This is a genomic window from Bauldia sp., assembly GCF_965232525.1.
Classification (GTDB): Bacteria; Pseudomonadota; Alphaproteobacteria; order Rhizobiales; family Kaistiaceae; genus Bauldia.
The window spans coordinates 2,689,823-2,702,028 of the sequence record NZ_OZ246980.1; the positions used below are offsets into that span (position 1 = coordinate 2,689,823).

A 12,206-nucleotide genomic window follows, 5' to 3' on the forward strand; every position below is an offset into this window, starting at 1 on the left:
TCTGAAAGATATGGGCAATTGCTGCCTCAGGGTATGATGCAATGACGGATACGATCCTCATCCTCGACTTCGGCAGTCAGGTGACCCAGCTGATCGCGCGCAGGGTGCGCGAGGCTGGTGTCTACTCCGAGATCGCGCCGTTCAATCAGGCCGAGGCAGCGATCGCGCGACTGAAGCCGAAGGGGTTGATCCTGTCCGGTGGTCCGGCGTCGGTCCTCGACGCGGACGCGCCGCTACCGCCCGCGTCGATCTACGAGACGGGGCTGCCGATGCTTGGCATCTGCTACGGCGAACAGGCGATGGCCCATCAGTTGGGCGGGACCGTCGAGGCCGAGCACAATCGTGAATTCGGACGCGCCTTCGTCGAGGTCGCGCGACCGTCGGCGTTGTTCGACGGTGTGTGGCAGGTCGGCGAGCGCCACCAGGTCTGGATGAGCCACGGTGACCGGGTGACGACCCTGCCGCCGGGGTTCGCCGTTGTGGGCACATCGGAAAACGCCCCGTACGCGATGATCGCCGATGAAGGCCGCCGGCTCTACGCCATCCAGTTCCATCCCGAGGTAGTGCACACGCCGGATGGAGCCAAGCTGCTCGCCCGGTTCGCGCATGACGTTTGCGGTTGCGCCGGCGACTGGACGATGGCGGCCTTTCGCCAACAGGCAATCGATCGCATTCGCGCTCAAGTCGGAACCGGTCGGGTGATCTGTGGGCTCTCGGGCGGCGTCGACTCCGCCGTGGCGGCCGTCCTGATCCACGAAGCGATCGGCGATCAGTTGACCTGCGTGTTCGTCGATCACGGGCTGCTCCGCGAGGGCGAGGCCGACGAGGTCGTGGACCTGTTCCGCGGCCACTACAACATTCCGCTGGTTCACGCCCGCGAGGCGGATCGGTTTCTCGGCGCACTCGCCGGCGTCAGCGAGCCGGAACGGAAGCGCAAGATCATCGGCAGCCTGTTCATCGACGTGTTCGATGCGGAGGCGGCCAAGCTCGGCGCGATCGACTTCCTCGCCCAGGGAACGCTGTACCCGGACGTCATCGAGAGCGTGTCCGCCCTCGGTGGCCCGTCGGTGACGATCAAGTCGCACCACAATGTCGGTGGCTTACCCGAGCGGATGAAGCTGAAGCTGCTCGAACCGTTGCGGGAACTTTTCAAGGACGAGGTTCGCGATCTTGGGCGCGAACTCGGCTTGCCGGATGCCTTCGTGGCGCGCCATCCCTTCCCCGGGCCGGGACTGGCGATCCGCTGCCCGGGTGAAGTCACCCGGGAGAAACTGGCGATCCTGCGCAAGGCTGACTCGATCTATCTCGACGAGATCCGCGAAGCCGGGCTGTACGATGCGATCTGGCAGGCCTTCGCCGTGCTGCTGCCGGTCCAAACGGTGGGCGTCATGGGTGACAGCCGCACCTACGATCAGGTGCTGGCACTTCGCGCGGTGACCGCAACCGACGGCATGACCGCCGACTTCTTCCATTTCGACATGAGCTTCCTCGGCCGTGTCGCGACACGGATCATCAACGAGGTGAAGGGCGTCAACCGGGTCGTCTACGACGTGACGTCCAAGCCCCCCGGCACGATCGAGTGGGAGTGATCCGGGCGTCGGTGAACGCCATTTGCCGGTCGCCGATCATTCGTACAGGAAGCATTTGACCTGTCGGCCGTCGACCTCGTAGTCCGCCGGCTCCTCCCGCCGGCATCGATCGGTCGCTTCGGAACACCGCGCCGCGAACTTGCAGCCGCCGGTGAGCGGAAACGCGATCGTTGGGGTCGGGAGGTCAACATCGAGCAGTGTCGACTCGCCGGGGTCGGCCCGCGGGACCGATTCCTTCAACAGCCGGGTGTAGGGATGGAGCGGGTCGCCCAGGACCTTCTCGACCGGCCCTGATTCGACGATCCAGCCGCGCAGCATGATCGCGATCCGGTCGGCGGTGTAATAAGCCGTGGCAAGATCGTGGGTGATGTACAGCACCGAGACGCGCTGCCGCTCCTTGAGGTCTTTGAACAGATTGAGGATCGACATTCGCAGCGAGGCGTCGAGCATCGATACCGGTTCGTCGGCGACGATGAGCGATGGCTGCGTGATCAGCGCCCGCGCTATCGAGATGCGCTGCGCCTGTCCGCCGGACAACTCGTTCGGATAACGGTTCCGAACCTCCGCCAGGGTGAGCCCGACCACGCCGAGCGTTTCGTCAATGTAGGTCTCTGTTTCGGATCGGCCCTCCCGGTGGTAGTGCCATGCTGTTTCGAAGAGGTAGCGATCGACCCGCCGGAGCGGGCTGAAGGTAGCGAAGGGGTCCTGGAAGACCGGCTGGACCTCGCTGAAGAACCACGTCCGCTTCTCGCGGGCTGACAGCGTCGCGACGTCACGACCCTTGTAGCTCAGTTGCCCGCTGGTCGGCCTCTCCAGCCCGAGCACCATGCGTGCCAAAGTTGTCTTGCCGCTGCCGCTTTCTCCCGCGACCGCGTAGATCTCGGCATGGTCCGCCTGAAGGGTCAGCGACGCGTTGTCGACCGCCGAAAAGCTCGTAACCGACATGCCCTGACGGATCGCGAACACTTTGTCGACATCGACGGCCTCGAGCAATGGAGCGCTAGGCAGCGACATCCGTCGCCTCGTCAGTGATCAGGTGACAGGCGGCACGGTGCCCGCCCGTCAGCCTTGTCATCGGTGGCACCTCAGTTCGACAGATGTCCATTGCCAATGGACACCTCGGGTGGAAACGACAGCCGGCGGGAGGATCGTCCAATGCTGGCGGTCGCCCGGGAATGCCCTGGCGTTCCTTCTTTTCGTCAAGTGTCGGCAGGGAGCCGATCAGATGCTGGGTGTAGGGGTGCCGTGGCTTTTCGAAGATGGTGAGCGTGTCGCCTTCTTCGACCAGACGCCCGGCGTAGAGGACCGCGATGCGGTCGGCGAGGCCGGCCTGCACGCCCATGTCGTGGGTGATCAGCACCAGGGTGCTGCCGTTTTCGCGCTGGATCCGTTTGAGTTGCTGCATCACGGCCCGTTGGACGATGACGTCCAGAGCCGTCGTCGGCTCGTCGGCGAAGATCAGCCGTGGTGAGAGGATCGTTGCGAGCGCAATCGTCACCCGTTGACGCATGCCACCCGACAGCTGGTGGGGGAATGCGCTGACGACATTCGGCGACAGGCCGAAATGGCTGAGATAATCGCGGACCCGGTCGGCCGAGGCCTTTTTCGACATCGGGCTGTGGGTGTTGATGAAGTCGTAGAACGTTGCCCCGATACGCCGAACCGGATTGAGGACGTGCATCGAGCCCTGTGGGACGTACGAGACCTTGGACCAGCGGATCGCCGTCAGATCATCCTCAGTCATCGACAGCGCATCGATTGTCTCGTCACCGAACCGGTAGTCGACCGAACCGCCGACGACTGTGAGCGGTGGCTCAAACGCACCGAGGAGGACCTTGAGCAGGGTGGACTTCCCGCAGCCCGACTCGCCCGCAATTCCGTAGATCTCGCCCGGACGGATGGCCAGAGAGATGCCATCGACCGCGCGGACGGTCCGCCGGACGCCGAACGCCTCGGTGATGTAGTACGCGCTGAGATCGTGCGCTTCGAGAATGGGGCTGGATGTCACGCCCGGTCCCCGACGTGGATCCGGGCCAAGCGCGTACGCGGATCAAGGTAATTCGTCAGGCCGATGGACGTCGCGTAGAAGCCGACGACAATCACCACCGACGCAATCACCGGCGCGGCCAGCACCCACACGCGGTCGGCCAGAAGCGACTGGTAGTAGTTGCCCCAATAGATCATCGTGCCGAGACTCTGTGCATCCATGTCGCCGAGTCCGAGAACTGACAGCGTTATCTCCAGGCCGATCGCGAACAGAAATCCGCTCACCACATCGGCGAGCAGGAACGGGATCAGAAACGGTAGATGCTCCTTCACCACGATCTGCAGGGATCGCATGCCCGAGAAGACGGCGGTGTTGGTGAACTCGCGCTCGCGCAAGCTCAGCACCTGCGATCGGTAACGCTTGGATGGAATCGCCCAGTCGAGCAGGCCGATGAGGATGCCAAGCGTCACCAGCGTCAGCTCTCCGCGAAGGATCGCCGCCACCAGGATCAGAAGCGGCAGCCGGGGAATGACGATGAAGGAGTCGACCAACGCCGACAGCGACCTGTCCCACGTACCGCCGAGGTAGCCGGAGATCATGCCGATCAGCACGCCGATACCGCGGCTGATGATGACAGCGAGACCTGCAACGATGATGCTGTTGCGGATGGCGAAGGTCAGCATCCAGAACACGTCCTGGCCCTGTGACGTCGTTCCGAAAATATGGTCGAGCGACGGCGCTTGGTTCCGGGGCACCACGCGTCGATCGCCTGGGTCGTAGGGTGAGAAGTACGACAACACCACCAGCACCAGAACGCCAAACAGAACAATGGCCCCGAAGCGGAAGGCCGGGCTGTAGCGCAGGAGATCGCGGATCGTCTTCACCGGCCGCGCCTATCGGTACCGGACGCGGGGATCGATCAGCGGATAGCTAAGGTCGATCAGCAGAGAGGCGGTGGCGATGCCGACAATCGACAGCAGCGTGATCCCCATGATCAAATTGTAGTCCGCCGCGTTGATCGCGTTGAGCAACAGGAATCCCAGGCCCGGATAGCCGAACACGACCTCGGTGATGAGCGCTCCCTCGAAGATGGCGCCGAGCGACAAACCGAGATCGGTGACCTGCGGCAGCATCGTATTGCGGATGAGATAGCTCGACAGGATCTTGCGCTTGGGCAACGCCGCGATCTCGGCAAACCGCACGTAGTCGGATGAACGCTCCGTCGTCGCCAGCGCCTTGGAGACGATGAACCGGAACGCAGTGGCGCCGATCACGAGGGAAAGGGCGGGCAGGAAGCCGTAGTAGACCAACGAGCTGAGATAGGCCCAGGTGAATCCCGGTGCGCCTCGCGAACCGCCCACCAGTGGGAAGATCGGCAGGTAAAAAGTGAACAACATCAACATGATGAATGCGAGGATGTAGTACGGAACCGGGTAGATCGAGACCAGCGTGTTTTCGACCAGCCGCGACCACCAACGATCGGGGAAATAGCTCGACAACGCACCCAGGATGATGCCGAGCACCCAGGCGATGATGGTCGAGAGCCCCAGGAGGCCGACCGTCCACCAGATCGCCGAGCCGATCATGTCAGCCACCGGCATCGGGAAGGCGCTGAACGACGGGCCGAGATCGCCGGTGAGCACGCGACCCCAGAAACTCACATACTGATCCAGGATGCTGCCTTCGAGGCCATAGAGGTCAAGCAGCGAACTGCGCAGGGCGAGGGTCGCTTCCGGCGACAAGCTCTGAAAAGCGGTGAGCCGGCCGAGCGCCTGATCGATCGGGTTGATCGGCGACAGGCGCGGGATCAGGAAGGTCAGGGTGACGCCGATGAAGATGACAAGGAGCCACTGCAGCAGCCGCGGCAGGATGTACTCTTTGAACAGCGTCATGCCGGCGGCACCAAGACTCGGTCTCCCGGAGGTCCACCCGCGTCACAAGACGCGGGGGAAGCGGACCGGGGGAGGGGTTGTGTTCCCCCGGTCCGATGCTCCACGGTCAATTGGTAACGGGCTGGAGCCCCTGGAATGCGAACTTGCCGCCCTGGAACCAGTACAACGGCATGTACTTCGGATCCTCGGCAGTCGGGAAGCCGGTCCAATAGCGCTCGTCCCAGGTCACGAACTTCTTGAAGCTGATGACGGTGACGAAATACATCTCCTCCGTCCAGTACTTCACGAAGTCGCGGACCAGCTCAAAGTTGTCCTCGCTTGACGGGTTCACTGCGGCCATCGCATCGATCAGCTCGCCGAGCCTCGGATCGTTGATGCGCTGGTGATTTTGCGCACCGCCCTTGGACCGGTAGTCCTCGCCTGCCGGCACGTAGAAATCCGGGTGCCAATGACGAACCTCCGACCATGCATCGCCGGAGGCAAGAGCCATGCTGTGCCAGGGGGTGCTGACACCGTATAGCCCGGTGACGTGGTTCTGGTCCCAGACGCTCCGCTCCAGTCCCTGCAGGTTCACGTCGATCCCGAAGTCGGACCACATATCCGCTGCGGCGTTGGCCATGCGGAACGCATCATTCTCGTCCGGTGGCGACTGCAGGTTCAGCGTCCAAGGTTCGCCGTCGGGCTTCAGCCAGTTGCCGGAATCGTCACGGCTGAAACCGCTGGCCAGCAACAACTGCTCGGCCACGTCCGGAGCGAACTTCCACCAGCCGGGTCCGAAGACCTCGCGCGGCGTTCCCGGCACGGTGTACCCTTGCCCTTCCGCCCACTCGGCAATCCGGTCCGGCACGGTGGGATCGTAGGGCTTGAACGTTTGCCCATCGCCGACGTCGATTTCGAGATTCTGGAGCCAGTCCTCCAGCGGGTCGTGATAAAGCTCCATCAGCGATGCGGTCGGGGTCACGGCGATCGGCGTGATCTTGGCGACACCGCCGATGTATTCGGTCTGCAGCTCGACGACGTCGAGCGCCAGTGCCAGAGCCCAGCGCACATTCTTGTCGGCGTAGACCGGATCATCCTCCTGGTTGAAGCCGAAGTGGCGGACGCTGACCTCGTTCGGGTACGCCCACGGGAACTCGGTGTACCAGGAGCGTGCCTGAGGGGAGGTGTCGAGCGTCGTCTCGAACGCCTCGAAATCCGCGTCGAAGTAGACGTCGAGTTCGCCGCGCGACATTGCGATCGCCTTGCGGGCGCTGTCGCCATAGAAGATGGTCATCACGAACTCGGGTCCCGGGTTGCCCACCACAACGCCGGCCGGCGACCGCTCCCAATCATCACGGCGCTGAAACAGCTCCCAGAAACCGTTCGGGTCGGACTCGATCGGGATGTAGGCGCCGAGCACCACCGGCGGGTTGTTGGTGTAGGTGGTGAGATCCTCGACGGTCTCGAAGATGTGCTTGGGCATCATGTAGGCGCCGTTCCAACGAGCTTCGAAGATCGTATGAAAGCGCGGATTCGGCTCATTCAGTTGGAAGGTGACACTGAAGTCGCCGGTCTTCTCGATCGACTCCAGGAATTGATTGAGTTGGGCCGACCAGCCGGAAGCGCCAAGCCCCGGCGTCGACTTCAAGGTCTCTACCGTGTAAACAAGATCATCCGCGGTGAATTGGACGCCGTCGCTCCAGTAGATATTGTCGCGTAGATCGACACTCATCTCGGTGAAATCGTCATTATACATGGGCCCCGAGCTAGCCACATCGTACATCCGCTCACCGGTCTCCTGGTCGCTGAGCCACAAAGTCTCCATCATAAGAGCATGACGGTGCGGCGTGTGTGGTCCGTTGACCCAGAAGTTATAGTTACCAATAACACTGTAGCGGAAAATCTGATCTGCGATGAACAGCTTCTCTCGCGGAACATCTACTGGCAGACCCGAGGGCTGCGCCACAGCACTCGACAGCGGCGCTACCAGGAGCGCCAACCCGAAAAGAAGTCTCGATATCGGCATTTCTTCCTCCCTGCACCGAAGATCCATCGTCCAAGACGAAGGCCTTCGTTTTCTTGAGTTTCAGCGGGGGGCCTTGTTTTCCTTCTCCCGCGCAGTCGAAGCTCAAATTCGCTTATTTGCCTCCGCTTCGGCCAATCTCAAGCAGCACGAATGGGCGAGAGCCCGTTCGCGAGGGGCGGGAAGCGTCTGTCAAACAATGCATGTCCCACAAGATCAACGAATGGGTTGTCTGTCAATCCAGTTTCGATCATTGACGCACTGGCATTATCATCCATCGTCTACATGGCGGATATTGCATTGCAGCATGTGTGAATTTGATCGATTTCGATTGACAGCGGATCGTGGCCGATCGTTAACTGTGTCAAAATCGATAACAACCAACGCTAACCGCTCGGGCCGTGATCGGTGAGACCGAGCGTTTGGTATGATCAATGACGCGCCGCCCCGATGGTCACGCCGCGGGGCGGGAGGGGGGATCATGATTGCCGATGTAGGCGATGCCGGAGGCGGACATCGTGCGATGACCACCGGTTGTGGTGGACGTGATATCGCCGATGGGGATCGCCAATGAGCCGGTCGGGAGAACGCCCCAACATCCTGTTGATCGGTGTCGACTCGCTGCGCGCCGATCATATGAGTCTCTACGGATATGATCGGCTGACGACGCCGCATATCGACGACTTTGCGCGCCAGGGTGTCGTCTTCGAGAACACCTACAGCGCGCACATCCCGACGACCAGCGCCTATGCATCGATGCTGACCGGCCGTGATTGCTTCGGCACACAGGTCGTCGCGCTGCGGCATAAGGGTCCGCTGCGCCCGGAGGTCAGGACGCTTGCCGAGATCCTCCGTGGCGAGGGCTACGATACCTCGTGCGTCGGCTTCAGCGGCAACCCGAGTTCACGTGGCTTCGACCGATATTTCGACTACGCTGCCTGGGGGATGTGGAGTGAGGGACGCAGTCCCAAGGCCGATAACCTGAACGCGGTGACCATTCCGGAACTGGATCGGCTCGTCGATGGAACGGCACCGTTCTTTTTGTTCTTGCGCCATATGGACCCGCACGCGCCTTACCTTCCGCCGGCGCCGTTCGAGCGAATGTTCTATCACGGAGACGAGTGCGATCCGGCCAACACGTCGATGCAGCCGGTCATGGAGTTCGCGCCGTTTCGGGATTTCTTCGCGCTGTGGATGCCGCCGGGTATCACCGACAAGGACTACGTCGTCGCTCAGTATGACGGCGCGATAGCCTATCTCGACGCCAGCCTCCAGACCATCTTCACGGCGCTTGAGGCGCGCGGCGTCCTCGACAATACGATTGTCGTCCTGAACGGCGATCACGGTGAGACCCTCTACGAGCATGAGTGCTGGTTCGACCACCACGGCATGTACGACAACGTCCTGCACGTCCCTCTCGTGCTGCGCTATCCGGCGAAACTGCCGGCCGGAAAGCGGGTGGCCGGCTTCAACCAGCACAAGGATCTGGTGCCAACGCTGCTCGATCTGGCCGGTATCGCGGTGGACGACACTTTCGATGGACGCAGCCTGACAGCGATGGTCGATGGTGACACCGACGATCTCGATCGCGAGTTCTACATCACGGAGTGCACCTGGATGCGTAAGCATGGCTGGCGCACACCGGAGTGGAAGCTGATCGTCGCCCTCGAACCCGATTTTCATTTCAAGCCCGAAATCGAGCTGTACGATCTGGTCAACGATCCCGAAGAGAACACCAACCTCGCCGACGCTCGCCCGGATGTCGTGGCTGACTTGCGGGCGCGGATGGATGAGTGGACCTCCCGGCGTGAGCGGGAAACGGGGTTGCCCAATCCGATCCACCACCAAGGGGACTGGCATGGCCATGACGGAGTCGGTGCGTTCAAGTCCTCGCAGCAGGCCTACGACACCCTTCACATCGGCGACCCCCGGCAGGCCGCCAAGCTGCAAGCGGAGTCGCGCAAGTAGGCGACACGACGACGGCCGGACCTTCCGAGTTTCGACCGCCGGATGCATCAGGAAAGGACGCCACTACCATGCCTCTCAATGTCGCGATCGTCGGGGCCGGGAACATCGGCAACACCCACGCGCGGATTTATCACCAGCATCCCGATTGCACCGTGGTTGCCGTTTGCGACGCCGTTGAAGACAAGGCTCAGGCTGCCGCAGAGCGCTACGGTTGCCAGGCGTTTTCATCGATCGAAGCCATGCTTGCTGCAGGACTCGACGTTGACGTCGCCAGTGTCTGCACGGCAGGGGTCGAAAATGGCGGCGATCATTACGCGCCGACGATGGCGTTGCTCGGCGCCGGTATCGCCGTTCTCGGCGAGAAGCCAATATCGAACAAGCTGCCGGAAGCCGAGGAGATGGTGGCGCTGGCCCGAGACCGCGGTCTTCGCTACGGCATCAATCTCAATCACCGCTTCACCCCGGCGGCTCTCCGCCTGAAGGAATGGCAGGATGCCGGTCGGCTCGGCTCGCTTAACATCGTCAACATGACGATGTGGATCAACAACCCGAATGAAAGCTCTCCACACTTCCACATGCGCGCGCTGCATCCTCACTCGATCGATGTGATGCGCTACTACTGCGGCGACGTCGCCAAAGTGCAGGCGTTCTTCAAGAAGGGCGAGGGGCGCAGCATCTGGTCGAACGCGCAGGTCAACATACTGTTCGAGAACGGCATCATCGGCCACCTCACCGGCTCCTACGACGCGGGCGGCAGCTACGGTCTCGAGACGCTCGAGCTGGTCGGGTCCGAGGCGCGCGTCGTCCTGCGCGACGCCTGCGAGCAGTTGGAGTTCTATCCGCGGTTCTCGCCCGAGGTCGAAACCTACGCCTATCTCGGCGGCATGTTGAAGTTCCCCGAGACGTTTGGCAGCCGTATCGGCCGATGGATCGACCAGAACCTTGAGGATGCCAAGCCCCACGAGATCGACGGCTCCGGTGACGATGCGCTCAAGGCGCAGCAGATCATCGAGGCGGCGATCGAGTCGTGGGAAACCGGAACGGTCGTAGAGCTCTGATGGCGCTTGTTACCGTCATCGGGCGGGGTCATTCCGGCACCCGGGCGATCTCCCATACGCTATATGCCAGCGGCGTGTATATGGGGCGGACGATCAACGCCTCAGGTGATCTCGTGCCGCCCGAGGCGATGTACGACGCGTGCCGGGTAATGGCGCCCTATGTCGATCGCGTCGGTGAACTCGATTGGGACTTCAGCCGGGCGATCTCAGCCGACATTCCGGCTGAGTTCACGGCGCTGATCGAGCGCTATCTCGACTCGGTGCTGAAGTCCTCGGCGCCCGAGCGCGGTTGGAAGATCCCGGAGACGACCCTCGTCTTTCCCTGGATCGCTCGCCTGTTTCCCGACGTCAAATACATCTTCTGGGTACGCGACCCGCGCGACTGCGTGTTGGACTCTCACATAACCGATGACCTTGCCAGGTTCGACATCGACTACCCGCCGACCGTCGACCAGCGTCGTCAGCGGGCGATATCGTGGAAGTACCAGTACGACCTGATGCAGAGCACGCCGAAGCCGAAGCAGTGGCTCGAGGTCCGCTTCGAGGACTTCGTTCTCCATCAGGAGCAAACGCTCCAACGTCTGGAGGATTTCCTCGGCTATGCCCTCGCCCGCATCGTGGTCCGACCGGAGGCGGTCGGGCGATGGAAGTCAGACACCGGGATGCATGATTTCGATTTCTTCGAACCGGCACTACGCGCATACGGCTACGAGTTGTCGTCGGTCGCGCCGGCCTCCAACGGCGGCGCTCCGGAGACCAGCAGGGAGGCAAGATGATGAGACTAGGCGCAAACACCGTACTGTTCGGCGGCCACGACATGGAGACCGCATTCCGTTGTCTGGCGATGGCCGGTTATGACGGCGTTGAGGTCTCCGCGATCAAGGGTATGAGCGAACACTTGGTGCTTGACCGATGGCGTGAGATCGCGCCCGAGGTCAAAAGGCTGTCCGGCGAATACGACCTTGAGCTACTGGCGATGGAGCAGCCGTCGCAAGACCCCGAGACCATGGAACAGGCGATGCAGTCGGCGGTCGAGATAGGCATCCCGATCGTCAATTGTGGTCCCGGCGGCAAGACGGGGGATGAAGCGAGCTTTCAGGAATCGATCGACTCGCTCGGCCGTCTGGCCGATATGGCCGAGCGATATGGAGTCACACTTTGCGTCAAGGCGCATGTCGGGCAGGCCGTTCACGACACGCCGACGACGTTGCGCGTGATGGAGGCGATCACGTCACCGGCCTTTGGCATCGACATGGACCCATCGCACATCTACCGGGCCGGCGAGAATCCGGTCGAGGCGATCGCTGCGGTGATCTCCCGGGTGAAGCATGTCCATATTCGCGACTGCAAGGGTCGGCAGCAGGGACCGGGATCACCGGAAGACCAGGCCAATGGCCGTGGCGACATCGATCTGGTCGGCTACATCCGCACCCTGCATGACGGCGGCTATGCCGGACCGCTCAACCTCGAAGTGATCGGCGCCAAGGACTATTCGGTCGAGCAGTGTTGCGTGATCGCCGCGGAGTCACGCGGACACATGCAGGCCTGCCTGCAGGCTTGCGGCGCTCGGTGAAACGGCGCGGTGCCGCGATCCACAGGCCCGTCGGTTTTGCCTCGACGCGTTCCGGAGCGCTGACCCGCGTCGCTCTACCGAAAGCGTGGGCGGGTCGACGCCGGTAGTCACCAGATCCAGCGCTGCACCCTCGGCCG

10 protein-coding genes and 1 pseudogene are annotated in these 12,206 nt (G+C 62.3%); 5 read left to right on the plus strand and 6 right to left on the minus strand.

Annotated features, from left to right (window positions below; translation table 11 throughout):
• Positions 1-41: 41 nt before the first annotated feature.
• On the plus strand, positions 42-1,589 hold the full coding sequence (gene guaA / locus ACO076_RS12730) for a glutamine-hydrolyzing GMP synthase (protein WP_421723205.1): 1,548 nt from the start codon (positions 42-44) through the stop codon (positions 1,587-1,589).
• Positions 1,590-1,625: 36 nt separating this feature from the next.
• Here the strand turns inward: guaA and ACO076_RS12735 are convergent, their stop codons facing one another.
• The 6 genes and pseudogenes from ACO076_RS12735 to ACO076_RS12760 form a co-directional block, all read right to left on the minus strand.
• Positions 1,626-2,603, minus strand: coding sequence for an ABC transporter ATP-binding protein (locus tag ACO076_RS12735; RefSeq protein ID WP_421723206.1), 978 nt, complete (start codon positions 2,601-2,603; stop codon positions 1,626-1,628).
• Complete coding sequence (locus tag ACO076_RS12740; RefSeq protein ID WP_421726732.1) at positions 2,590-2,994, minus strand: oligopeptide/dipeptide ABC transporter ATP-binding protein; 405 nt, start codon at positions 2,992-2,994, stop codon at positions 2,590-2,592. Before ACO076_RS12740 ends, ACO076_RS12735 begins: the two co-directional genes overlap by 14 nt.
• A gap of 42 nt (positions 2,995-3,036) precedes the next feature.
• A pseudogene (locus ACO076_RS12745) lies at positions 3,037-3,513 on the minus strand (ATP-binding cassette domain-containing protein); the annotation flags it as partial.
• 80 nt (positions 3,514-3,593) lie between these two features.
• Positions 3,594-4,460 (minus strand): ABC transporter permease, encoded by an 867-nt coding sequence (locus ACO076_RS12750; protein ID WP_421723207.1) that lies wholly within the window; start codon positions 4,458-4,460, stop codon positions 3,594-3,596.
• Positions 4,461-4,469: 9 nt separating this feature from the next.
• Positions 4,470-5,468: an ABC transporter permease gene (locus ACO076_RS12755; RefSeq protein WP_421723208.1), complete on the minus strand. Its 999-nt coding sequence runs from the start codon at positions 5,466-5,468 to the stop codon at positions 4,470-4,472.
• 106 nt (positions 5,469-5,574) lie between these two features.
• Complete coding sequence (locus ACO076_RS12760) at positions 5,575-7,473, minus strand: ABC transporter substrate-binding protein (protein ID WP_421723209.1); 1,899 nt, start codon at positions 7,471-7,473, stop codon at positions 5,575-5,577.
• A 567-nt stretch (positions 7,474-8,040) separates the two neighbouring features.
• On the opposite strand from ACO076_RS12760, the gene ACO076_RS12765 reads away from it, so the two are divergent.
• The 4 genes from ACO076_RS12765 to ACO076_RS12780 all read left to right on the plus strand — a co-directional run bounded on the left by ACO076_RS12765 (position 8,041) and on the right by ACO076_RS12780 (position 12,069).
• A complete protein-coding gene (locus ACO076_RS12765) occupies positions 8,041-9,438 on the plus strand; it encodes a sulfatase (protein ID WP_421723210.1) in 1,398 nt (465 codons plus the stop codon).
• A 68-nt stretch (positions 9,439-9,506) separates the two neighbouring features.
• A complete protein-coding gene (locus tag ACO076_RS12770; RefSeq protein ID WP_421723211.1) occupies positions 9,507-10,496 on the plus strand; it encodes a Gfo/Idh/MocA family protein in 990 nt (329 codons plus the stop codon).
• A complete protein-coding gene (locus ACO076_RS12775) occupies positions 10,496-11,272 on the plus strand; it encodes a sulfotransferase family protein (protein WP_421723212.1) in 777 nt (258 codons plus the stop codon). Before ACO076_RS12770 ends, ACO076_RS12775 begins: the two co-directional genes overlap by 1 nt.
• The gene (locus ACO076_RS12780) at positions 11,272-12,069 is read left to right on the plus strand and encodes a sugar phosphate isomerase/epimerase family protein (RefSeq protein WP_421723213.1); all 798 of its coding nucleotides are present in this window, start codon (positions 11,272-11,274) and stop codon (positions 12,067-12,069) included. The genes ACO076_RS12775 and ACO076_RS12780 overlap by 1 nt, the downstream gene beginning before the upstream one ends.
• Positions 12,070-12,206 lie beyond the last annotated feature (137 nt).